Raw genomic sequence first — 22,598 nt, 5'->3', positions numbered from 1 at the left:
CAGGTTAGTCTCCGCGGCTGGGCCCCCGGCACGCTGCCTCACGTCGTGGGGTCCTCGCCCTCGCTGAGGCGATCCCAGTCCGAGCGCGGGGCACCCGTGCCGGAGCCGCCGGCCACGGTCCCGGAGCGCCCGCCGGAGGAGTCGGCGCCGAGCGCGCTCCACCGGCCGCCGGCGAGGAGGACGCCGAGGGCGGCCAGCGCGAAGGGGACGACGCTCGCCGCGGCGACCCACGGCCAGGCCGTCACGGATGCCTCGGCCGGCAGGGTCGCCGTGGTGCCGGAGCGGCCCCCGGCCACCGAGCCGAGCACCGCCGCGGGGTCGAGCAGGACCCGTACGACGAGCACGACGACGACGAGGAGGACGCCGAGGAGGGCCAGCGCGGAGACGACGCGACCGATCCGACCGCTCGTGAGGGCCGCGACGGCGGCGGCCGCGCCGACGAGGGCGACACCGGCCAGGCCCGGGGCGGCCTCTCCCCCGGTCGCCTCGGCGGGGGTGGCCCCGGCGACGTCGGTGACGGTGCCGCTCACCCACACCCCGCGGGTGGCGGCGAGGGTGACGAGCGCCCCGAGCAGGGCGAGGAGCAGGACGACGAGCTTGCGGGTGAGCACGGACCTCATGCCGTGCCCCCGTGGCCCCGCTGCGTCGGGCCCACCGTGCGCATCGCCCCGGCCGTCGCGACCGCCCGCAGGGCGGCCCCGGCCTTGGCCACGCACTCGGCGTGCTCGAGGTGGGGCACGGAGTCGGCGACGATGCCGGCGCCGGCCTGGACGTGCGCCCGCCCGTCGACGACGAGCGCGGTGCGGATGGCGATGGCCATGTCCATGTCGCCGTGGAAGTCGAGGTAGCCGACGACCCCGCCGTAGACGCCGCGGCGGCTGCGCTCGTAGTGCTCGATGAGGGCGAGGGCACGGGGCTTGGGCGCCCCCGACAGGGTGCCGGCGGGGAAGGTCGAGACGAGGACGTCGTAGGCGCTGACCTCGGGGCGCATCCGGCCGACGACCGTGGACTCGAGGTGGGTGACGTGGCTGTAGCGCCGGACGTCCATGAGCTCGAGGCAGTCGACGGTGCCCGCCTCGCACACCCGCTGGAGGTCGTTGCGCCCGAGGTCGACGAGCATGACGTGCTCGGAACGCTCCTTGGGGTCGGCGAGCAGCTCCTCGGCGAGGGCGATGTCCTCCTCGAGGGTCTTGCCCCGGGGCCGGGTGCCGGCGATCGGGTGGGTCAGCGCCTCGCGGCCGGTGACGGTGACGAGCGCCTCGGGCGAGCCGCCGACGACGTCGTAGGTGCTGCCGTCGGCCCGCGGCAGGCGGAAGAAGTACATGTACGGGCTCGGGTTGGCCGCCCGCAACGCGCGGTAGACCTCCGTCGGGTCGGCCGGGCAGTCCATGGAGAAGCGCTGCGAGAGGACGACCTGGAAGACCTCGCCGGCACGGATGTCCTCCTTCGCCTCCTCGACGATCTCCTGGTAGCGCTCGGGGGTCACGTCGCTCGTCACCGAGGCCATGGCGTCGGCGACGACGTCGGGGTCGACGGTGGCGACCGTGCTGGGCGCCGGCTCGGCGAGGGCGAGCACCATCTCGTCGAGACGGGCCACCGCGTCGTCGTAGGCCTGGTCGACCCGCTCGTCGGTGTCGTCGTAGTTGATCGCGTTGGCGATGAGGATCAGCGAGCCGTCGGAGTGGTCGAGGACGGCGACGTCGGTGGCGAGCACCATGCCGACCTCGGGGACGCCGAGCACGTCGGGCAGGGTCGCCGGGACCCGCTCCCAGCGCCGGACCGCGTCGTAGGAGATCGCGCCGACCATCCCGGACGTCAGCGGCGGCAGGCCCTCGACCGGCTCGGTGCGCAGGGCCTCGAGGGTGGCGCGCAGGACCTCGACCGGCGAGCCGGTCGTCGGCACCCCGGCCGGCGGCTCGCCGATCCACAGCGCCTCGCCGTCGCGCTCGGTGAGGGTGGCGCGGCTGCGGGCCCCGATGATCGACCAGCGCGACCACACGCCCTGCTCGGCGGACTCGAGCAGGAAGGTGCCGGGCTCCCCCTTCGCCAGCTTGCGGTAGACCGACAGCGGGGTCTCGGCGTCGGCCATGAGCCGGCGCACGACGGGGATGACGCGCCGGTCGCGGGCGAGGACGCCGAAGGTGTCGGCATCGGGCCACGTACGTCCGTAGCCGAGCTCGGGCAGCGCGGTCATGCCGCTCCCCCGTCACTGACGACGGCGTCGAGCCGGCCCGCGTCGAAGCACGTGCGGTCCCCGGTGTGACAGGCCGCGCCGACCTGCTCGACCTGGACGAGGAGCGCGTCTCCGTCGCAGTCGAGCGCGACGGAGCGCACGTGCTGGGCATGGCCCGAGGTGTCGCCCTTGCGCCAGTACTCGCCGCGGCTGCGCGACCAGAAGGTCACCCGCCCGGTCGTCAGCGTGCGGTGCAGGGCCTCGTCGTCCATCCACCCGAGCATGAGCACCTCACGGGTGTCGTGCTGCTGGATCACCGCGGCGACGAGGCCAGCGGGGTCGCGCGAGAGCCGGTCGGCGATCTCGGCGGGCAGGGGCGAAGGGGTGGTCTCGGGCACCCGCACATCGTGCCTCAGCGACACCCGCGCCCGACAACTCGCCCGTCACCCGGGCCACCCTGACCCTTGGGCCCTGACCGACCCTCAGTGCTGCTGCTGGGCCGCCCACGACGCGTGCAGCGCGGAGTAGGTGCCACCGGCACCGACGAGGTCGCGGTGCGGGCCGCGCTCGACGATGCGGCCCGCGTCGACGACGACGACCTCGTCGGCCGCCTCCGCGGTCGAGAGGCGGTGGGCGATCGTCACCGAGGTGCGGCCCTCGAGCAGCCGGTCGAGGGCATCCTGGATGCGCACCTCCGTCGCCGGGTCGACCGCGCTCGTCGCCTCGTCGAGGACGAGGAGGTCGGGGTCGGCGAGGTAGGCGCGGACGATGGCGACGAGCTGGCGCTCGCCGGCCGAGAGCGACTCGCCGCGCGGGCCGACCTGCGAGGCGAGCCCGGCCGGCAGGCCGGACAGCCACGGGCCGAGCCCGAGGTCGTCGACGGCGGCCTGGATCCGCGCGTCGGTCGCGTCGGGCGCGCCGAGCCGGATGTTGGTCGCGAGGTCGGCGTCGAAGAGGAAGCCCTCCTGCGGCACGAGGACGACGCGCTCGCGCAGGCTGGAGAAGCGCACCCGCGACAGCTCGACGCCGTCGAGGCGCACCTCGCCCGACGAGGGGTCGACGAGGCGGGTGAGCAGCTTGGCCAGCGTCGACTTGCCCGACCCGGTCTCGCCGACGACGGCCACGCGGCTGCGCGGCTCGACCCGCCAGCTGACGTCGGTGAGGACCGGCGGTCCGCCCGGGTAGGCGAAGCCGACGTCGCTCAGCTCGACGGCCACGGGACCGCGCGGGAGCACCTCGCCGTCCTCGCCCGGGTCGGCGATGTCGGCCGGGGTCTCGACGACGTCGAGGACCCGGCGCCACCCGGCGACGGCGTTCTGCAGCTCGTTGAGGATCTCGGTGGCCTGCTGCACCGGCTGGGTGAAGAGGTTGACGAGGAAGAGGAAGGCGAGCAGCTCGCCGAGGGTGAGGTGACCGTGCACGGCGAGCCACGTGCCGACCGCGAGCACGGTGCCCAGGGTCAGGCCGGTGAAGAACTGCCCGACGCCGAAGGCGAGCGAGGAGCGGACGTGGGCCCGCACGGCGGCGGAGCGGTGGGCCTCGACCGCCCCGTCGATCCGGGCTGCCGTGCGGTCCTGGACGTGGTGGGCCCGGATCGTCTCGGCGCCCCCGATCGACTCGGAGATGGCGGCGAGCATGTCTCCGACGCGCTCGCGCACGGCGAGGTAGGCCCGGCCGAGGACCCGCTGCAGCCGCGTCACGGCGACGAAGAGCGGGACGAAGCTCACGAGCACGACGAGGAGCAGCACCGGGCTGTAGAAGGCCATGAGGAGCAGCGAGACGAGGATCTGCCCGGTGCTGACGACGAGGATGATGCCGCCGAACTGGGCGAACTGGCTGATCGTGTCGACGTCGGAGGTCACCCGTGAGGTCATCGACCCGCGGCGCTGGGAGCTCTGGGTGAGCATCGACAGGTCGTGGATGTGCCGGAAGGCCGTCGTGCGCAGCGTCGCCAGCCCCGACTCGGAGGCCGTGAAGAGGCGGACGTTGACGAGGTAGCCGCACCACGCGGTGAGGAGCACGACGACGGCGCACACCGCGACGAGGCGCCAGACGTAGCCGGTGTCGACGCCGCCGGGAGCGCCGAAGCCGTGGTCGGTGACCTGCTGGACCGCGACCGGGATGACCACCCGGCCGAGCGTCATGAGCCCGGCGAGCGCGAGCGTCACCCAGATGCCGCGGGTCAGCTCGGGCGAGAGCGCGAGACCGCGGCGCAGGGTCGACCACGTCGACCCCTGCGAGCTGACAAGACCGTGCAGGGCCTCGTCCTGCGCGGGACGGGTGTCGGTGCTCATGCGCTCGCCTCCGCGCGCTCGGCGCGCTCGGCGCGTTCGTCGGCCTGGCGCGCGTACGCGGTGACGAGGTGGGCGTAGGAGGCGTCCCGACCGAGCAGCTCGGCGTGGGTCCCCCGGTCGACGACCCGGCCGCCCTCGAGGTGGACGACCTCGTCGGCGAGCGCGATCGTCGAGAGCCGGTAGGCGACGAGCAGCACCGTGGAGCCCCCGCTGCGCTCCTGCAGGCCGTGGAGGATCGCCAGCTCGACGGAGGGGTCGACCGCCGAGGTGGCGTCGTCGAGGACGAGCAGCCGGGGCTCTCGCACGACGGCCCGGGCGAGCGCGAGCCGCTGGCGCTGCCCGCCGGACAGCGACGCACCGCGCTCGCCGACCTCGGTGTCGAGGCCGTGCGGCAGCCGGTCGACGAAGTCCCACGCCTGCGCCAGGCGCAGGGCGCGCTCGACCGCGTCGTCGTCGATCTCCTCGCCGAGGGTGATGTTGCCCCGGACGGTGTCGTCGAAGAGGAAGGTGCCCTGCGGCACGAGCGCCGCCGCCCGGCTGACCTCGCCCGCGGCGAGCTCGGTGAGGTCGACGCCGTCGTAGCGCACGGTGCCGGCGGTGGTCTCGAGCAGACGGGTGGTGAGCGCGGCGAGGGTCGACTTGCCCGACCCGGTCGGGCCGACGAGCGCCACGGTGCGCCCGGGCGCGATGCGCAGGTCGACGCCGTCGACGGCGAGCGGCCGGTCCGGGACGCCGACGGACGCGGCGACCTCGTCCTCGTCGCGCTCGGCGAGATCGGTGCGCTCGGCGCTCTCGTAGCGGAAGGAGACGCCCGCGAGGGAGAGCTCGACCGGCCCGCGGCCGTCGAGGCGCCGCGGCCCGTGGGTCGTGTGCCCGCTCTCGAGCAGGACGCGCTCGACCCGCTCGTAGGCGACGACGGTGCGCGGCAGCTCGCCGAGCACCCAGCCGAAGGCACGCACGGGGAAGGCGAGGACGGCGATGAGGTAGGCGACCTGGACGACCTCGGCGGGGGTCATCGCCCCGCTGCCCACCCGTGCGGTGCCGGCGGCGAGGACGACGAGCGTGGCGAGCTGCGGGATGGCCTCGATGACGGGGTCGAAGGTGCCGCGGGTGCGACCGACGGCGATGTTGGCCTGGCGCAGCCGGCCGGTGACCTCGGCGAAACGGCGTGTCTCGCGCTCCTCGGCCCCCATCGACTTCACGACGAGCGCCGCCTCGAGCGACTCGTGGGCGACCTCGCTCACCTCGGCGCGCAGCTGCTGGGCGGTCGTCGCCAGCGGCGTCATCCGGCGCTGGTAGACGCCGTTGGCGATCATGAGCAGCGGGAAGCAGGTCAGCCCGACGAGCATCATCACCGGGTCGACGAGAGCCATCTGGACCAGCCCGAAGGCGAGCATGACGAGCACGCCGAGCGCCATGGGCAGCGGCATGAAGACGAACCACGTCGCCTCGACGTCGGCGTTCGCGTTCGACAGGAGCTGGCCGGAGGGGTGGCGATGGTGCCACGTCAGCGGCAGACGCAGGTACTGGCGCGTGACGCGGCGTCGGTAGTCGGCCGCGATGCCGTACATGACCATCGCGCCGAAGATGCGCCGGCCGAGCACGCCGACCGTCGTCGCGGCGACGACGGCCGCGATCGCGCCGAAGATGATCGCCAGGCGGCCCCCGTCGACCTCGCCGGCGGTGACGGCGGGCGTCACGTGGTGCTCGGTGACCCAGCCGACGGCCCAGGCCATGCCCGCGGTGGCCACGCCGAAGATCACGCTGCCGACGACCGCGAGGGCGAAGGTGCCGGGGGTCACCCGTACGCCCCACCCGATGATGCGCAGCGCGCGCAGGATCGTCGCGAGCTGCCCGCGCCGCCGGAGCTGCTGCTCCACCGCGACCTCACCCATCCCAGACCCCTTCCGCCTGCTCCGCCGGGATACCCTCCCACGTCAGGACGACAGCGCAGGACACACACCGGACCACCCCAGTGAGGTAGACCCATGAGCCGACTCGCCCACGACGAGCGCGGAGCGCTCTGCGACACGATGCTCGCAGCCGGTCCCGACGCCCCGACGCTGTGCGGGACGTGGAGCGTCGCCGACCTCGCCGCGCACCTCGTCATCCGCGAGAGCGCCCGTCTCGACCTCGCCGCAGGCATCGTCGTCCCGGCCCTCGCCGGGCGCACGGACGCCGCCACCCGGTCGCTGGCCGCGCGCACCCCCTTCGCCACCCTCGTCGAGCGCGTGCGCACCGGGCCGCCGGCCTGGCACCCCACCCGCGTCGCCCGGGTCGACGAGGCGGCCAACCTCGTCGAGATGTTCATCCACCACGAGGACGTGCGTCGCGGCACCGCCGACGCCAACCCCCGCCACCTGCCCCAGGAGCTGACGACCGCCCTCGGCAAGCAGCTCGCGAAGATGGCCCCCCTGCTCCTGCGCGGGGCGAAGGGGGTCGACGTCGAGCTCGTCACGGCCAAGCACCGCAAGCGGGTCGGCACCGGCCACCCCGTCGTCGAGGTGCACGGTCACCCGGGCGAGATCCTGCTCTTCCTCTCGGGGCGCAAGGGCGTCGCCCAGGTCGAGTTCGTCGGCGAGAAGGCTGCGGTCGCCACCCTCACCGAGGCCGACCTCGGGATGTGAGGTCGGCGGGGCCGCTCAGAGTGCGCGGCCCCGGCGCACCGGGTAGCCGGCGCCCTCGAGGGCGTCCTTGACCTCGCCGATGCCGACCTCGCCGAAGTGGAAGATGCTCGCGGCCAGCGTGGCGTCGGCCCCGGCGGCCACCGCGGGCACGAAGTGCTCGGCGCTGCCCGCTCCCCCGCTCGCGATGACCGGCACGCCGACCTCGGCCCGGACCGCGGCGAGCAGCTCGATGTCGAAGCCGGCCTTCGTGCCGTCGGCGTCCATCGAGTTGAGCAGGATCTCGCCGGCGCCGAGCTCGGCGGCCCGCGCGCACCACCAGATCGCGTCGATGCCGGTCCCCCGACGTCCGCCGTGGGTCGTCACCTCGAAGCCCCCGACGAGCGCCCCGTCCTCGCCCCGGCGACGGCGCACGTCGGCGGACAGGACGAGCACCTGGGCGCCGAAGCGGTCGGCGACCTCGCTGATGAGCTCCGGGCGGGCGATCGCCGCGGTGTTGACCCCGACCTTGTCGGCCCCGACCCGCAGCAGCCGGTCGACGTCGTCGACCGTGCGCACCCCGCCGCCGACCGTCAGCGGGATGAAGACCTCCTCGGCGGTGCGGCTCACGACGTCGTAGGTCGTCGCCCGGTCGCCGCTGCTCGCGGTGACGTCGAGGAAGGTCAGCTCGTCGGCGCCCTCGGCGCCGTAGCGGCGGGCCAGCTCGACGGGGTCGCCCGCGTCTCTCAGCTCGGCGAAGTTGACGCCCTTGACGACGCGCCCGGCGTCGACGTCGAGGCAGGGGATGACACGGACGGCGACGGACACGTCGGTCAGGGTAGTGCCCCGGCTAGGCTCGCCCGTCGTGAGAGCCCAGCCCCCGGACGTCGCGCCCGCGCACGAGGTCCTGCGACGGGTCCGGGCGCTCCCGCCCTCGACCCGCACCGTCGTCGTCGGCCTCGACGGCCGCAGCGGGTCGGGCAAGACCCGCCTGGCCGACGAGCTCGCCGCGACGCTTCGCTGGCCGGTCGTGCGGCTCGACGAGATCTACCCGGGCTGGGACGGTCTGGCCACCGCCCCCGACGTCCTCGCGACGGACGTGCTCCTCCCCCTTCGCGACGGGCGCGACGCCTCCTGGCCGACGTGGGACTGGGTCGCCGGTGCTCCCGGCCCGACCGCCCACCTGCCGTGGACCCCGCACGTCCTCGTCGAGGGCTGCGGCACCGGCGCGCCGCCCGCGGGCGGGCTCGTCGACCTCCTCGTCTGGCTCGAGGCCCCCGAGGGGCTGCGCCGCGAGCGAGCCCTCTCGCGCGACGGGCAGACCTTCGCCCCGCACTGGGAGCGATGGGCCGCTCAGGAGGCCGAGGTCCTGTGCGGCGTGGCCGAGCGCGCCGACCTCGTCCTCGACACGAGCAGACTCGGATGAGCATCCGTGCCGAGATGCGCTCGCTGCGACCCCGGGCGGGCCTGCGCAGCCGCGTGCGCCGCGTGCAGGAGCGCGGCGTGCGCATCCTCACCGCGGCCTTCGGCGCGGCCCTCGCGTGGTGGCTGGCCCGTGACCTGCTCGATCACCCGCAGCCCTTCTTCGCCCCCGTCACCGTCGTCGTCACGCTCGGGCTCAGCTACGGCCAGCGGCTGCGGCGGGTCAGCGAGCTCGTCGTCGGCGTCGCCGTCGGGGTGCTCGTCGGCGACCTCTTCGTCTACCTCTTCGGCAGCGGGGTGTGGCAGCTCGCCGTCGTCGCGACCCTCGCGATGACCATCGCGACCTTCCTCGGCGCCGGGCTGCTGCTCACCATCCAGGCCGGGGTGCAGTCGATCATCATCACAACCCTCGTCGCCGCTCCCGACCAGGCCTTCTCGCGCTGGCTCGACGCGGTGCTCGGAGGCGTCGTCGCCCTCACCCTCGCGATGATCGCGCCGGCCGCCCCCGTGACGAGGCCGCGCCGCGACATCGTCGACCTCGCCGAGGAGATCGGGGCGGTCCTGCACGAGTGCACGTCGGCCGTGCGCGAGCGCGACGTCGAGGCCGCCGACGACGTCCTGCGCCGGGCGCGGGGCACCGAGGCGATGATCGCCTCGCTGCGCGACGGGGCCGGTGCGGCCAACGAGATCGCCGCGATCTCACCGCTGCACGCGCGCCATCGCGCCGAGGTGCGCCTCATCTCCTCGGCGATCAACCCGCTCGACCGGTGCGTGCGCAACATGCGCGTGCTCGCCCGCCGCACAGGTGTCGCCGTCAGGGTCGGCGAGGCCGTGCCCGAGCCCTACCTGCGGGTCGTCGACCGTCTCGCGGTCGTCGTCGAGGAGCTCGCCCGCGAGCTCGACCAGGGGCGGCTGGGCATCGAGGTGCGCGAGCAGCTCGTGCGGGTGGGGCGCGCCGCGGGTCGGGGCGAGCCCGGGGCGACCCTCTCGGCCGAGCTCATCCGGGCGCAGGTCCGCTCGATGGTCGTCGACCTGCTCATGGTCACCGGGCTCGAGTACGCCGACGCCGTCGCGCTGGTGCGCGCGGAGTAGTCGCGCTGGTGCGCGCAGAGTGATCAGCGCTGGTGGGCGCCGACGAGGTCGCTGAGCCGCTGGGCCTGGGCGAGCGAGCCGGAGCCGTCGGCCCGCTGGATCGCCATGACCGCCATGTCGTCGCCGTCGGCGAGGTCGAGGCGCACCCACGGCATGCCGTCGGAGAAGCGCACGGCCTCGATGTCCTCCCACGGCACGACCTGCTGCGGCCCGAGGTTGCGCACGAGCAGGCCGTCGGCCCGCGGCACCGCCCGGATCGTCATGTACCGGCTGAGCAGCCCGGCGACGCCGAGCCCGATGAGGAAGAAGCCGAGCCGGTCGACGAGGTGGAAGCGCTCGGGCACGAAGATCGCGACGAGCAGGAAGATGACGAGCGTGAGGACCGCGAGGACGGTCGCCACGAGGCGACCGCGCCGTGGGACGAAGGGGGCGTCAGTCCCCTCGCCGGGACGACCTCGGCCGTTCACAGCCGGCACGCGGTGATCTCGGTGACGAGGATCGCGCGGGCCCCGATGTCGTAGAGCTCGTCCATGATCGCGTTGGTCCGGCCGCGCGGGACCATGGCCCGCACGGCGACCCAGTCCTTGTCGTGCATCGGCGAGATCGTCGGCGACTCCAGGCCCGGGGTGAGGGTCACCGCCTGCTCGACGATCGTCGTCGGGCAGTCGTAGTCGAGCATGACGTAGTGGCGCGCCGTGACGACGCCCATGAGCCGGCGGTGCAGGACCTCCACCGCGGACTCGGCAGCGTCGGCCCGGCGCACGAGGACGGCCTCGCTGCGCAGGATCGGCTCGCCGAAGACCTCCAGGCCCTGGTTGCGCAGGGTCGTGCCGGTCTCGACGACGTCGGCGATCGCGTCGGCGACGCCGAGGGTGATCGCCGTCTCGACCGCTCCGTCGAGCCGCACGACCTCGGCCTGCACGCCGTGGTCGGCGAGGTGCGCGGCGACGAGCCCGGCGTAGGACGTCGCGACGCGGCGGCCCTGGAGGTCGCCGACGCCGCTCGCCGTGCCGGCCCGACCGGCGAAGCGGAAGGTCGAGCCGCCGAAGCCGAGCGGCATGATCTCGACGGCGGCCGAGCCGGAGTCGAGGAGCAGGTCGCGACCGGTGATGCCGGCGTCGACCTGGCCCTGCCCGACGTAGACGGCGACGTCACGCGGGCGCAGGTAGAAGAATTCGACCCCGTTGTCGGGGTCGGCGACGACGAGCTCCTTGGAGTCCCGGCGCACGCGGTAGCCGGCCTCTCGGAGCATGGCGACGGACGGCTCGGACAGCGAGCCCTTGTTGGGGACGGCGATGCGCACGGAGGTCCTGCCTGATCAGAGGTGGGTGTAGACGTCGTCGAGCTCGAGGTCGTTGGCGAGCATGAGCACCTGGAGGTGGTAGAGCAGCTGGCTGATCTCCTCGGCGAGGCGCTCCTTGCCCTCGTGCTCGGCGGCCATCCACACCTCGGCGGCCTCCTCGACGACCTTCTTGCCGATGGCATGGGTGCCGGCGTCCAGCGCTGCGACGGTGCCCGAGCCCTCGGGCCGGGTCTGCGCGGTCGCCGTGAGCTCGGCGAAGAGGGAGTCGAAGGTCTTCACAGGCGCCCAGTCTAGGCGGCGCCGACGCGCTCCCCGGACCCGGTCGGGGTCGCGGCCGCGCGCCGGGTAGCCGCCACCCACTGGGTGAAGCCGTAGAGGACGAAGGCGCCGTAGCCGATGTACATGACGGCGGTCGGCACGTACCCGGTGGCGAAGCCGAGCGGGACCCCGACGAGGTCGACGGCGATCCAGGCGAGCCAGAACTCGTTCCACCCGCGCGCCATCATGTACGTCGCGAGCATCGACCCGACGAAGATCCACGAGTCGCTCCAGAAGTACCACCACTCGGGCTGCCAGTACGGGTTCGGCGCCGCGGCCCACAGCGTGACGAAGGCCTGGTGCGCGACGACCGTGCCACCGAGCCACACGCCGGCGACGACGAGACGCTCGCGCGAGGTCGCCCACCGCGGGACGATCGCGGCTCCCCCTTCGCTGCCGACCGCGCCCGGCTCCGCCTCGGTGCGCTCGCGCTTGATCTGGGTCCAGCGCCACCAGCCGTAGATGCTCGTGACGATGAAGAAGATCTGACGCCCGGCCTGCCCGAAGAGCGGGATCCGCTCGTCGGCGCCGAAGAGCGCGCCGAGGTAGACGGCGAAGAGCATGATGTTGGCGCTGATGCCGACCGGCCAGGCCCACACCCACCGCTTCATCCCGAGGTAGGCGCTGACGACGCCGATGAGGATCCCGACCGCCTCGAGCCAGTACAGGGCGTAGGGCCCGATCTGCAGGTGCGCGGCGATGATCTCCTGGAAGAGGTTCTGACCCTCTGCAGGCATGACTGTCCTCCCGCAGCGCCTCTCTCGTCCGGACTATGACGGTCGGCCCTGGGGGTCTCACCAGAGTTCACCGACCACCATGGCCGGGTCGCGGGCTCTCACCGCCGGTTCGGAGTTTCACCGAGTCACGAGGCACGTGCTCGGGCCATCGTCGCGTGCCCGGGCACCCGGGGCAAAACCCGCGGCGTGTGATCTCGCCGATGCCGCATCCTGTGGCCGTGGAGATCACCGTCGACCGATTCCGCGCGCTCGCGCGCAGCTCGCCCTGGCGCTGGGCCTCGGTGCACCTCACGTGGCACGGGGCGCAGGAGGGCGCGACGGGTGACGCCGTCGCGTGGCTGCGCGACCGCGAGCTGCTGCGGGTCGAGGTCGACGGCGAGGTCTTCGCCGAGCGGCACGAGCCCCCGGCCATCGCGCGGTTCACGAGCGGCGGGACGTGGTCGCGGCGCCGGGGCGAGCGGGTGCACCTGCCGCGTGCCCGGGAGGTCGAGCCGGTGCGCGACCCGGACGGCCTCGTCGCGGTGCGCCCGAGCCGGTGGGCGGTGGACTACGAGGACCCGATGTGCCAGAGCTACCTCTGGGTCGCGATGCTCGACCCCGTCGAGCTCGCCGACGGCGAGCCCTCGCGCGATCTCGTCACCGGGGTCGAGGAGCAGCTGCCGGTGGGCACGCCGGTGCCGTCGATCGAGCCCGAGCCCTTCCCCGAGCTCGGGTGGCCGACGGACCTCCAGGTGCCCGGCACCTGGCTCGACGACCTGCGAGAGGAGGAGCGCCGCGGACGGCGGACGTGGTGGGCCCGGGCGGTCCCGACCGGCGCCTACGACCCGCGCTGCTCGTGCTGCCCGCTCCTTTGGGGCGAGGTCTCCGAGCGGCTCGAGCACGACGGGTCACCGCCCCCGGACGCCCCGAGGGACTACCCCGATGCGTACGACGTCGCGCTCGACGTCGAGACCGGGATCTGCGTCGCGGTCGACCCGGTGGGCGGGTCGGACGTCGGCCGTCTCGACGTGAGCATCCACGAGGTGGGCGCCGATCACCCGACGTCGCTCTTCGCGCGACGCGGGCGCCGACGGTAGGACGGTCAGACGTGGGCGTGGCGCTGCGCGAGCTCGCGCAGCTCGGCCACCGCGTCGGCCGCGGACTCGGCGCCGTACACGGCCGACCCGGCGACGAAGACGTCGGCGCCCGCCTCGGCGCACTGCTCGATGGTCCGCGCGGAGACGCCGCCGTCGACCTGCACCCAGATCTCGCCGCCGTGGCGACGCACGGCCTCGCGCACCTGGCGCACCTTGGGCATCTGGTCGGCCATGAAGGACTGCCCGCCGAAGCCGGGCTCGACGGTCATTACGAGGACCATGTCGAGCTCGGGCAGCAGGTCCTCGTAGGGCGCGAAGTCGGTGCCCGGCTTGATCGCCATGCTCGCCCGGGCGCCGGCCGCCCGCAGGTCGCGCGCGAGGCGCACCGGGTCCGTCGCCGCCTCGACGTGGAAGGTCACCGACTGCGCGCCGGCCTCGGCGTAGGGCGGGGCCCAGCGGTCGGGGTCCTCGATCATGAGGTGGCAGTCGATGGGGATCGGGCTGACCGCGAGGAGGGACTCGACGACGGGCAGCCCGAGGGTGAGGTTGGGCACGAAGTGCGCGTCCATGACGTCGACGTGGGCCCAGTCCGCCGTGCTGATGGCGTCGAGCTCGTCGGCGAGGTGGGCGAAGTCGGCGGAGAGGATGCTCGGGGAGATCTGCACGGGGTCTGGTGTCCTCAGGCTTCGTGGATGGACAGGACGTTGCCGACGGTGTCCTCGATCTGGAAGTGCAGACCGATGGCGTCGCGGGTGAGCTCGAGGCGGAAGACGAGGTCTGCGCGCTCCTTGAGCCGGCGGTACTCGAGCTCGGCGTCGGGGACCCCGAGCATGAGCACCGGGCGCGCCTCGCGCAGGCAGTGCTGCTGGTAGGCGCGGGTCAGCGGGTCGGTGATCGGCTCGAGGTTGATCTGCGCGCCGAGCTCCCACCCGGTGCTCGGGCCGAGGATGTACAGGTCGCTGCCGGGCACGACGAGCACGTCGCGGAAGCCGAGGACCTCGGTGTAGAAGGCGTACGCCCGGGCGGGGTCGTCGACGTGCACGCCGGTGACGAGGACGCGCATCAGGCCCGCTTGCGCAGCAGGTGCAGGTACATGCCGTCCGTGCCGTGCAGGTGCGGCCACATCTGCGCCGCCGGCCCGTCGCCGAGACCGGCGAGCTCGCTGCTCGCGACCTCGCGCAGGACGGCCGGGGCGTCGAGCGCCTCGACGTCGTCACGCCGGCGGGTCACGTCGCGCACGACGAAGGAGGTCTCGGACAGGTGCGGGCTGCACGTCGCGTAGGCGAGCACGCCCCCGGGCGCCAGGGCGTCGAGCCCGCTGGCGAGCAGGTCGCGCTGGAGCGGGCCGAGACCGGCGAGATCGGCCGGGGTGCGGCGCCAGCGGGCCTCGGGCCGGCGGCGCAGGGCCCCAAGACCCGTGCACGGCGCGTCGACGAGCACCCGGTCGTACCGACCGGGCTCGTCGGCCCCTGCCTCACGCCCGTCGGCGGTGCGCACGGTCAGCTCGAGCCCGGCCTCGCGCGCGGCCTCGAGCGAGGGGCGCAGGGTGGCGCGCACGAGGTCGCTGCGGTGCTCGGAGATCTCGTTGGCCACGAGGTCGGCGCCGTGCTCGCGGGCGAGGGCGGCGAGCAGGCCCGCCTTGCCGCCGGGTCCGGCGCACAGGTCGAGCCAGCGCTCACGGCGCCCGGCCGGGGTGGTGACCGGCGCCCCCGCGAGGGCGAGGGCGAGCAGCTGGCTGCCCTCGTCCTGCACGGCCGCCCGGCCGTCGCGGACGGCGGGGATGCCCGCCGGGTCGCCCCCGAGGAGGAGGACGGCGAAGGGCGAGTGGTCGCCCGGGGCGGTCTCGAGGTGCTCGGCGGTGAGCAGCTCCTCGACGTCGGACAGACCCGGCCGCGCGACGAGCGCGACGGGGGCGGCGGCGTTGTGCGCCTCGAGCAGGCGCTCGAGATCGGCGTCGACGTGCGTGGCGTCGCTCGCCCCGTGACCGACGAGGGCCTGGCGCAGCGCCTTGACGACCCACTCGGGGTGAGACGTCGACACGGCCAGACGGGTGCTCGTCGGCTCGGTCGGCACGACCGCCTCGCGCCACTCCTGCACGGTGCGCTCGCTCACGCGACGCATGACGGCGTTGACGAGCCCGGCGGCGCCCGCGCCGTTGACCTGACGGGCCAGGGCGACGCTCTGGTCGGCGGCGGCGTGCTGGGGCACGCGCATGCTCAGCAGCTGGTGGGTGCCCAGGCGCAGGACGTCGAGCACTCCCCCGTCGAGGCGGCTCACCGGCCGGTCGGCGGCGACGGCGATGATCGGGTCGTAGAGCCCCTGCATCCGCAGGGTGCCGTAGGTCAGCTCGGTCGCGAAGCCCGCGTCGCGGCCCGACAGCCGGCGGCGGCGCAGCTCGTGCGGCAGCTCGAGGTTGGCGTAGGCGCCCTCGGCGACCGCGCGCAGGACCGTGTAGGCAGCCAGCCGGGCCGGGTCGCCCTGACGGGCTCGCTGCGCGGGGGCGTTGCGGGAGCGCTGCCGGGGGCCGCGCCGTCGCTCGTGCTGGTCAGCCATCTGCGAGCCTCTCTCCTGCCTGGACCCGGGCGCCGCGCGCCCAGTCCGCCGCCGCCATCGGCCGCTTGCCGACGGGGGTCACCTCGCCGAGCAGGACCGGCCCGTCGGCCGTGCCGACGAGCACCCAGGACTTGCCGACGGCGAGCTCGCCGGGGACGAGCTGGGGTCGAGGATCGGGCAACCGGTCGGCCGAGCGGTCCAGGGGGCCGACCCGCAGCCGGTCACCTCGGAAGGTCGTCCACGCGCCCGGGTCCGGGGTGCACCCGCGCACGTGCCGGTCGACGGCGAAGCCGGGGTCGGTCCATCGCACCTCGGCCTCCTCGACGGTGAGCTTCGGCGCGTGGCTCACGCCGTCGGCCCCCTGCGGCTGCGGGGTGATCTCGCCGCTGACGAGACCCTCGAGGCTGGCGAGCAGGAGCGGTGCCCCCGCGCCGCCGAGACGTGCGAGCAGGCTGCCGGAGGTGTCGTCGGGACGGACCTGCTCGGTCATCGTGCCGAGCACCGGCCCCGTGTCGAGGCCCTCCTCGATGACGAAGGTCGTCGCCCCGCTCACCTCGTCGCCGGCCATGATCGCCCGCTGCACCGGGGCGGCACCGCGCCAGGCGGGCAGGAGAGAGAGGTGGAGGTTGACCCAGCCGTGCGTCGGCACGGCGAGCAGCGCGGCGGGGACGAGCGCGCCGTAGGCGACGACGGCGACGACGTCGGCCTCCAGCGCCGCCAGCTGCTCGGCGACCCCCTCGTCCCGCAGGCTCCGCGGGGCGAGCACGGGCACGCCCGCCTCCTGCGCGACGACGCGGACCGGCGAGGGGGTGAGGGTGCGGCCCCGACCGGAGCGGGCGTCCGGACGGGTGAGGACCGCGACGACCTCGTGCGGGCTGTCGAGGAGCAGACGCAGGGAGGGCACGGCCACGTCAGGGGTCCCGGCAAAGATCACGCGCACCCGCGGCAGTCTAGGTGCCCTCGTCAGTCGAGCACGTGCGGCCCGACGCGGACGCGGACCGGGTCGGCGACCTTGCGCCCCGACTCGGTGGCCCGCAGCCCGGCGAGATGGGCACGGACCTGCTCGACGAGCCCCGGGTCGGCCGAGCGCGGCACCCGGACGACGAGGTGCTCCTCGCGGGCGGGGGCCGTCGACGCGGCGCCGTGCGGCCCGGCAGCATGCGCTGCCCCCGCTCCGGCCCCGACCCCGGCCCCGGCGCCGGTCGTCGGCGCCGGCCCGCTCACCTCGGCCCCGAGGGCGAGCAGCCCCTCGCGCACCTCGCGCAGGTGGTCGCGGCTGCCGAGCACCTGCGCCGCCCACGCGGCCGGGGGCAGGTCGAGCTCGGCCCGCTCGGCGAGCTCGCGGGCGGCGAACCACGCCGGATCCCACCGCACGAGGGCCTCGACCGCAGGGATGACGGCGTGCTCCGGGGCGCCGGCCAGGACGACCTCTCCCCCGTCGGCCCACGACCGCACGAGCGCCGCGGCGCCGAGCCAGCGCCGCACGCTCTCCTCGGACGCGCGCAACGAGGGGCGGTCGAGCAGGGCCCAGGCGTCGAGCAGCAGGGCCGCGGCGTAGCCCCCCTCGGCGACCGGCTCCGCGCCGGGGGTCGCCACGACGATCGCGGGTCGGGCGGGCACCGAGGCGACGACGTCCGGGGCGCCCGACCGCACGACCGGCACCCCGGGGAAGGCGCGGCCGATCTCCTCGGACGTGCGCCGTGCGCCGACGACGCTCGCCCGCAGGGTGCGCCCGTCGCACTCGGGGCAGCTCCAGGACTCGTCTCGACGGTGGCACCAGCCGCACACGGGCTGACCGCCGGACCCGGGCAGGGACAGCGGGCCGTGGCAGGTCGCGCAGCGCGCCGGGGCCCGGCAGGTCGCGCACCGGGTGGCGGGCACGTAGCCGCGCCGGGGCACCTGGACGAGGACGGGGCCGTGGTCGAGCGCGGCCCGGGCCGCACGCCACGCGGCGGAGGGGATGTGCGCCCGGGCGGCGGGCCCGTCGCGCTCGGCGTCGTGTCCCTCGCCCGCCACCCGCACGCGAGCGGCCGACGTGCGCTCGCCGAGACCGCCGACGGCCACGAGCTCGCCGCGCTCGACGAGGTCGACGACGTCGGTGCTCACGCTCGGGCCCGCGACGAGCGCCGCGGCCCCGGCGAGCTCTGCCCGCGCGAGGAGGACCTGCCGCACATGGTGGTAGGGAGCCCGCGGCTCGACGTGCAGGTCGTCGCCGTCGTCCCACCACGCGACGAGACCGAGGTCGTGCACGGGGGCGAAGGCGGCAGCACGGGTCCCCACGACGACCCGCACGTGACCGCGCAGCACCTTCAGCCACGCGGTGTAGCGGGCCTGAGGCCCTTGGTCGGCGTGGAGCACGACGTGGCGGTCGGGACCCAGGGCGGCCAGGAGCGCGGCGTCGACCCGGTCGAGGTCACGGCGGTCCGGGACGACGAGGACGCTCCCCCGCCCCGACGCGGCCGTGGCCAGGGCGGCGTCGGCCAGGGTGCGGGGCCAGTCGGTGAGCGGGTCGTGCGACGGGGTCGTGAGGAGCGCGGCCCGCGGCGACTGCCCCGTGCTCAGCCGGCTCCACAGCGCCGCTCCTGCCCGGTAGCGAGTCCACGACGCCGGCGGCTCATCCGGGGCGTCGGGCGGGCCCACGGCCTCGGGGGCACGCTCGGTGAGGGAGCGCTCGGCGCGGGCGTGCCGTGGTGGCACGGCGAGGCGGAGCACGTCCATCACCGTGCCGGCCTGCTCGCGGGCGAGCCGCTGCGCGGTCTGCAGCACGTGCGGGACGAGGACGGCCTCGTCGCTGACGACGGTGCGAAGGGGCGCTAGCCGGCCCTCGTGCTCGGCCGCCGGCACGCGCTCTAGGAGGTAGCCGCCGAGGTCCTGCCCGGCGAAGCGGACCTTGACCCGGGCGCCGGGCACGGCGCGCTCGTCGAGCTCGACGGGCACGCTGTACTCGAAGGGGCGGTCGAGGTGCGCCAGCCCGGTGTCGACGAGCACACGGGCCACCGGCAGCGCGGGGCGCGCTCCTGGGTCCTGCTCCACCGGCCCGGCCGGCATCTCGATCTCCAGCACGTGCGTCAACCTAGCGGCCGGCCCCGACAGCCGGCCGCCCGGCGAGGTCAGCCCCGGACGGCTGCCTGGAGGGCCTCGACCTTCGTCGTGCGCTCCCAGGTGAAGGCGTCCTCGTAGCCGTCGGCCTGCGTGCGGCCGAAGTGGCCGTAGGCGGCCGTCGGGCGGTAGATCGGGCGGAGCAGGTCGAGCTCCTCGACGATGGCGAGCGGGCGCAGATCGAAGACCGCGGTCACGGCCGCCTGGATCTTCTCCACCGGCACGGTCTCGGTGCCGAAGGTCTCGACGTAGAGGCCGACGGGCTGCGCGGCGCCGATCGCGTAGGCGACCTGGACCTCGCAGCGGGTCGCCAGACCGGCGGCGACGACGTTCTTGGCCACCCAGCGCATCGCGTACGCGGCGGAGCGGTCGACCTTGCTCGGGTCCTTGCCGGAGAAGGCGCCGCCGCCGTGACGGGCCATGCCGCCGTAGGTGTCGACGATGATCTTGCGGCCGGTGAGGCCCGCGTCGCCCATCGGACCGCCGATGACGAACTTGCCGGTGGGGTTGATGAGGGTGCGGTAGGCCGAGACGTCGAGGTCGACACCGGAGTCGAGCAGGGCGTCCATCACCGGGCCGATGACGTGCTCCTGGATGTCGGCCGGCAGCTGGCGCTCGTGGTCGACCTCGGCGCTGTGCTGGGTCGACAGCACGACGGTGTCCAGCCGTACGGCACGGTCGCCGTCGTAGTCGATCGTCACCTGGGTCTTGCCGTCGGGGCGTAGGTAGTCCAGGACACCGGTCTTGCGCACCTCGGTGAGGCGCTGGCTGAGGCGGTGGGCCAGGAAGATCGGCAGCGGCATGAGCTCGGGGGTGTCGTCGCACGCGTAGCCGAACATCAGCCCCTGGTCGCCGGCGCCCTGCTTGTCCTTGGGGTCGATCCCGCCGGTGCGGTTCTCGAAGGCGGTGTCGACGCCCTGCGCGATGTCGGGGCTCTGCTGCCCGATGGAGACCGAGACCCCGCACGAGCGGCCGTCGAAGCCCTTCTCGGAGGAGTCGTAGCCGACGCCCTCGGCGACGAGCGAGCGCACGAGCTTGGGGATCTCGACGTAGCCCTCGGTCGTCACCTCGCCGGAGATGTGCACGAGACCGGTCGTCACCATCGTCTCGACGGCGACCCGGCTGTGCGGATCCTGCTCGAGCATCGCGTCGAGGATCGTGTCCGAGATCTGGTCGCAGATCTTGTCGGGGTGACCCTCGGTGACGGACTCGGAGGTGAAGAGGCGACCAGCCACGCGGTGCTCCTGGTGTGTGTTGGGCGTGTGTGTCGGGCAGGGTGTCGAGGTACAGGGGTGAGACGCACTGCGGGCAGTGCAGGCCCCGACGACGCGCGGCGTCGTGCGGGGCGCGGTCAGTCTAGGTGGCGGGCAGCAGCTCGAGCAGGAGGTCCAGCACGGCGTGGGCGAGGACGCCCTTGTCCGCGGGTCCGACCGTGCGCTCGGGGTGACCGGGCCGCAGCAGGTGGACGGTGCTCGTGTCCTGGCCGAAGGTCACGCCGACCCCGACCTCGTTGACGACGAGCGCGTCGCACCCCTTGCGGGCGAGCTTGGCCCGGCCGTGCTCGAGGACCGAGCCCTCGTCGTCCCCGGTCTCCGCGGCGAAGCCGACGACGACCGGCGACGTGGGGTCGGCCGAGGCCGCCCGCGACGCGACGAGACCGGCGAGGACGTCGGGGTTGCGCACGAGGGTGATGCGCGGCGCCGAGTCGTCCTGCGGCCCGTCGTGCGACTTCTTGATCTTGCTGCCGGCATAGCTCGCAGGGCGGAAGTCGGCGACGGCCGCGGCCATAACGACGGCGTCGTGCTCGGGCGCGCGCTCGTGCACGGCGGCCTCGAGCTCGAGGGCGCTCTCGACGCGCACGACGTCGACGCCCTCGGCGGCCGTGGGCAGGGGCACCTCGACCGAGGCGGCGACGAGGGTGACGTGCGCCCCCCGCTGCGCGGCGGCGCGGGCGAGCGCCACGCCCTGCTTGCCCGAGGAGCGGTTGCCGAGGTAGCGCACCGGGTCGAGCGCCTCGCGGGTGCCACCGGCGCTCACGAGCACACGGCGGCCGCGCAGGTCCTGGGCTGGCCCGTCGCCACGTCGCGCCTCGACCGCGGCCATCGCCGCGGCGTGGATCGCCTCCGGCTCGGGCAGCCGCCCGGGTCCGGTGTCGGCGCCGGTGAGACGTCCCGAGTCGGGCTCGACGACGACGACCCCGCGCTCGCGCAGGGTCGCGACGTTGGCCTGGGTCGCGGCGTGCTGCCACATCTCCGTGTGCATGGCCGGGGCCATGACGACGGGGCAGCGCGCCGTGAGCAGGACGTTCGTCAGCAGGTCGCCCGCGAGGCCGTGCGCGGCCCGCGCCACCAGGTCGGCGGTCGCCGGGGCGACGACGACGAGATCGGCCTCCTGGCCGATCCGCACGTGCGGGACGTCGGTGATGCTGCTCCAGACGTCGGTCTGGACCGCGCGTCCCGAGAGGGCCTCCCACGTGGGGGCGCCGACGAAGCGCAGCGCCGCCTCGGTGGGCACGACGGTGACCTCGTGGCCGGACTCGGTGAGCAGACGCAGGAGCAGCGCCGCCTTGTAGGCGGCGATGCCCCCGGTCACGCCGAGGACGACGCGCACGTCAGCCCGCTCAGGCCTGGTCGGCGGGAGCGCTGCTGGTAGGAGCGCTGTCGGCGGGGGTCTCGAGCGCCGGGGCGTCCGCCACGGCGGCGCCGGACTCGTCCTGCTCGGGGGTCGGCTCGTTGGTGAGCAGACCCTCGTTGATCTCGCGAAGGGCGATCGACAGCGGCTTCTCGTGCACCTGGGCGTCGACGAGCGGGCCGATGTACTCGAGCAGCCCCTCCTGGAGCTGGCTGTAGTAGGCGTTGATCTGACGCGCGCGCTTCGCGCCGTAGAGGACGAGGGCGTACTTGCTGTCAGCCTTCGTCAGGAGGTCGTCGATCGGCGGGTTGGTGATGCCGATGGGGTTGGCCTGGGTGCCAGACACGGGTGTCCTCACTGCTCGGGGTGGTGGTCCTTCGGTCCCGCGCGCAGGCCGGCAGAGGCCTCGCGCGACGGGGATCTCATCAATGATACGAGTTCCTCGGCCGCACGCCGAACGTCGTCGTTGACGATGACCGCGTCGAACTCGCTCTGGGCGGCCAGCTCGACCTTCGCGGTCTCGAGACGCACGGCCCGCTCCTCCTCCGTCTCGGTGCCCCGGCCGACGAGCCGGGAGACGAGGTCGTCCCACGACGGGGGCGCGAGGAAGACGAACTGGGCCTCGGGCATCGACGCGCGCACCTGGCGGGCGCCCTGGAGGTCGATCTCGAGCAGCGGGAGCAGGCCGTCGGCCAGCGCCTGCTCGACCGGGCCGCGCGGCGTGCCGTACGAGGCGCGGCCGTGGACGACGGCCCACTCGAGCATCTCGCCGGTCGCGACCATGTGGGCGAAGGTCTCGCCGGGCACGAAGTGGTAGTGGACGCCGTCGACCTCACCGGGTCGCGCCGGGCGCGTCGTCGCCGAGACGGAGAGCCAGACCTCGGGGTGGTGCTCGCGGATGTAGGCGGCGACGGTCCCCTTGCCGACGGCCGTCGGACCGGCCAGGACGGTCAGGCGGGCGGTCACGAGCCTTCGAACCGGGCGACGAGGGCGGCGACCTGGTGCTGGCCGAGGCCGCGCACGCGACGCGAGCGGGCGATGCCGAGCTCGTCCATGATCCGCTCGGCCTTGACCCGGCCGATGCCGGGCATCGACTCGACGAGCGCGAGCACGCGCATCTTCGCCACGGCCTCGTTGCCCCGCCGGTCCTCGATGACCTCGCGGATCGACCCGCCGGAGGTCTTGAGCCGCAGACGGATCGCGGCGCGCTCGCGACGGGCCGCGGCGGCCTTCGCGAGGGCCTCGGCACGCTGCTCCGGGGTGAGGGGTGGGACGGCCACGGCGAGACTCCGATTCA

Annotated in this window: 24 protein-coding genes and 1 riboswitch; of the genes, 4 read left to right on the top strand and 20 right to left on the bottom strand. The window is 74.5% G+C overall.

The features are described from left to right. Positions 1–38: 38 nt before the first annotated feature. The 5 genes from EEW87_RS03105 to EEW87_RS03085 all read right to left on the bottom strand — a co-directional run bounded on the left by EEW87_RS03105 (position 39) and on the right by EEW87_RS03085 (position 6,362). Positions 39–620: a Trp biosynthesis-associated membrane protein gene (locus EEW87_RS03105; protein ID WP_123091653.1), complete on the bottom strand. Its 582-nt coding sequence runs from the start codon at positions 618–620 to the stop codon at positions 39–41. Next, positions 617–2,194 (bottom strand): anthranilate synthase component I, encoded by a 1,578-nt coding sequence (locus EEW87_RS03100; protein WP_123091652.1) that lies wholly within the window; start codon positions 2,192–2,194, stop codon positions 617–619. The genes EEW87_RS03105 and EEW87_RS03100 overlap by 4 nt, the downstream gene beginning before the upstream one ends. Beyond that, a complete protein-coding gene (gene hisI / locus EEW87_RS03095) occupies positions 2,191–2,571 on the bottom strand; it encodes a phosphoribosyl-AMP cyclohydrolase (RefSeq protein ID WP_123091651.1) in 381 nt (126 codons plus the stop codon). The genes EEW87_RS03100 and hisI overlap by 4 nt, the downstream gene beginning before the upstream one ends. Before the next feature lie 84 nt (positions 2,572–2,655). Further along, positions 2,656–4,467 carry an ABC transporter ATP-binding protein gene (locus EEW87_RS03090; protein WP_123091650.1) on the bottom strand — a complete coding sequence of 604 codons (1,812 nt, stop codon included), beginning with the start codon at positions 4,465–4,467 and terminating at the stop codon, positions 2,656–2,658. Beyond that, positions 4,464–6,362 carry an ABC transporter ATP-binding protein gene (locus EEW87_RS03085; protein ID WP_123091649.1) on the bottom strand — a complete coding sequence of 633 codons (1,899 nt, stop codon included), beginning with the start codon at positions 6,360–6,362 and terminating at the stop codon, positions 4,464–4,466. The genes EEW87_RS03090 and EEW87_RS03085 overlap by 4 nt, the downstream gene beginning before the upstream one ends. 93 nt (positions 6,363–6,455) lie before the next feature. On the opposite strand from EEW87_RS03085, the gene EEW87_RS03080 reads away from it, so the two are divergent. Continuing rightward, positions 6,456–7,094 (top strand): TIGR03085 family metal-binding protein, encoded by a 639-nt coding sequence (locus tag EEW87_RS03080; RefSeq protein WP_123091648.1) that lies wholly within the window; start codon positions 6,456–6,458, stop codon positions 7,092–7,094. 15 nt (positions 7,095–7,109) lie between these two features. Here the strand turns inward: EEW87_RS03080 and hisF are convergent, their stop codons facing one another. Then, positions 7,110–7,898 (bottom strand): imidazole glycerol phosphate synthase subunit HisF, encoded by a 789-nt coding sequence (hisF, locus tag EEW87_RS03075; RefSeq protein WP_068276148.1) that lies wholly within the window; start codon positions 7,896–7,898, stop codon positions 7,110–7,112. A 37-nt stretch (positions 7,899–7,935) separates the two neighbouring features. On the opposite strand from hisF, the gene EEW87_RS03070 reads away from it, so the two are divergent. Further along, a complete protein-coding gene (locus EEW87_RS03070; protein WP_224766714.1) occupies positions 7,936–8,496 on the top strand; it encodes a nucleoside/nucleotide kinase family protein in 561 nt (186 codons plus the stop codon). Continuing rightward, positions 8,493–9,584: an FUSC family protein gene (locus EEW87_RS03065; protein WP_163562365.1), complete on the top strand. Its 1,092-nt coding sequence runs from the start codon at positions 8,493–8,495 to the stop codon at positions 9,582–9,584. The genes EEW87_RS03070 and EEW87_RS03065 overlap by 4 nt, the downstream gene beginning before the upstream one ends. A 23-nt stretch (positions 9,585–9,607) precedes the next feature. Here EEW87_RS03065 and EEW87_RS03060 read toward each other — a convergent pair whose 3' ends face one another. The 4 genes from EEW87_RS03060 to EEW87_RS03045 form a co-directional block, all read right to left on the bottom strand. Continuing rightward, positions 9,608–9,985, bottom strand: coding sequence for a PH domain-containing protein (locus tag EEW87_RS03060; RefSeq protein WP_229298858.1), 378 nt, complete (start codon positions 9,983–9,985; stop codon positions 9,608–9,610). Positions 9,986–10,047: 62 nt separating this feature from the next. Then, positions 10,048–10,887, bottom strand: a complete 840-nt coding sequence (gene hisG, locus EEW87_RS03055) for an ATP phosphoribosyltransferase (protein WP_123091645.1) — start codon at positions 10,885–10,887, stop codon at positions 10,048–10,050. Positions 10,888–10,902: 15 nt separating this feature from the next. Next, positions 10,903–11,166, bottom strand: a complete 264-nt coding sequence (locus tag EEW87_RS03050; RefSeq protein ID WP_068276158.1) for a phosphoribosyl-ATP diphosphatase — start codon at positions 11,164–11,166, stop codon at positions 10,903–10,905. Between the two features lie 11 nt (positions 11,167–11,177). Next, on the bottom strand, positions 11,178–11,942 hold the full coding sequence (locus EEW87_RS03045) for a nicotinamide mononucleotide transporter family protein (protein WP_123091644.1): 765 nt from the start codon (positions 11,940–11,942) through the stop codon (positions 11,178–11,180). Positions 11,943–11,954: 12 nt separating this feature from the next. After that, positions 11,955–12,081, bottom strand: a riboswitch (FMN riboswitch). A 79-nt stretch (positions 12,082–12,160) separates the two neighbouring features. Here EEW87_RS03045 and EEW87_RS03040 point away from each other — a divergent pair. Further along, entirely contained in the window at positions 12,161–13,018 is an 858-nt protein-coding gene (locus tag EEW87_RS03040; RefSeq protein ID WP_148041562.1) for a hypothetical protein, read from the top strand. Between the two features lie 5 nt (positions 13,019–13,023). Here the strand turns inward: EEW87_RS03040 and rpe are convergent, their stop codons facing one another. The 10 genes from rpe to mihF form a co-directional block, all read right to left on the bottom strand. After that, on the bottom strand, positions 13,024–13,683 hold the full coding sequence (gene rpe, locus EEW87_RS03035; protein WP_123091642.1) for a ribulose-phosphate 3-epimerase: 660 nt from the start codon (positions 13,681–13,683) through the stop codon (positions 13,024–13,026). A gap of 14 nt (positions 13,684–13,697) precedes the next feature. Continuing rightward, positions 13,698–14,081, bottom strand: coding sequence for a VOC family protein (locus tag EEW87_RS03030; protein WP_123091641.1), 384 nt, complete (start codon positions 14,079–14,081; stop codon positions 13,698–13,700). Then, positions 14,081–15,571 carry an RsmB/NOP family class I SAM-dependent RNA methyltransferase gene (locus EEW87_RS03025; protein ID WP_123091640.1) on the bottom strand — a complete coding sequence of 497 codons (1,491 nt, stop codon included), beginning with the start codon at positions 15,569–15,571 and terminating at the stop codon, positions 14,081–14,083. The genes EEW87_RS03030 and EEW87_RS03025 overlap by 1 nt, the downstream gene beginning before the upstream one ends. Further along, complete coding sequence (gene fmt / locus EEW87_RS03020; protein WP_123091639.1) at positions 15,564–16,511, bottom strand: methionyl-tRNA formyltransferase; 948 nt, start codon at positions 16,509–16,511, stop codon at positions 15,564–15,566. Before fmt ends, EEW87_RS03025 begins: the two co-directional genes overlap by 8 nt. Before the next feature lie 23 nt (positions 16,512–16,534). Further along, positions 16,535–18,634, bottom strand: coding sequence for a primosomal protein N' family DNA-binding protein (locus EEW87_RS03015; RefSeq protein WP_240341638.1), 2,100 nt, complete (start codon positions 18,632–18,634; stop codon positions 16,535–16,537). A 47-nt stretch (positions 18,635–18,681) separates the two neighbouring features. Continuing rightward, positions 18,682–19,905, bottom strand: a complete 1,224-nt coding sequence (metK, locus tag EEW87_RS03010; protein WP_123091638.1) for a methionine adenosyltransferase — start codon at positions 19,903–19,905, stop codon at positions 18,682–18,684. Between the two features lie 121 nt (positions 19,906–20,026). Continuing rightward, a complete protein-coding gene (gene coaBC, locus EEW87_RS03005) occupies positions 20,027–21,280 on the bottom strand; it encodes a bifunctional phosphopantothenoylcysteine decarboxylase/phosphopantothenate--cysteine ligase CoaBC (protein ID WP_123091637.1) in 1,254 nt (417 codons plus the stop codon). A gap of 10 nt (positions 21,281–21,290) precedes the next feature. Further along, on the bottom strand, positions 21,291–21,647 hold the full coding sequence (gene rpoZ / locus EEW87_RS03000) for a DNA-directed RNA polymerase subunit omega (protein ID WP_068276183.1): 357 nt from the start codon (positions 21,645–21,647) through the stop codon (positions 21,291–21,293). An 8-nt stretch (positions 21,648–21,655) separates the two neighbouring features. Continuing rightward, the gene (gene gmk, locus EEW87_RS02995) at positions 21,656–22,267 is read right to left on the bottom strand and encodes a guanylate kinase (RefSeq protein WP_123091636.1); all 612 of its coding nucleotides are present in this window, start codon (positions 22,265–22,267) and stop codon (positions 21,656–21,658) included. Then, positions 22,264–22,581: an integration host factor, actinobacterial type gene (gene mihF, locus EEW87_RS02990; RefSeq protein WP_123091635.1), complete on the bottom strand. Its 318-nt coding sequence runs from the start codon at positions 22,579–22,581 to the stop codon at positions 22,264–22,266. The genes gmk and mihF overlap by 4 nt, the downstream gene beginning before the upstream one ends. Between the last annotated feature and the right edge of the window lie 17 nt (positions 22,582–22,598).

The organism is Janibacter melonis (genome assembly GCF_003721155.3).
Classification (GTDB): domain Bacteria; phylum Actinomycetota; class Actinomycetes; order Actinomycetales; family Dermatophilaceae; genus Marihabitans; species Marihabitans melonis.
This window is presented reverse-complemented; position numbering and strand designations above follow the sequence as displayed.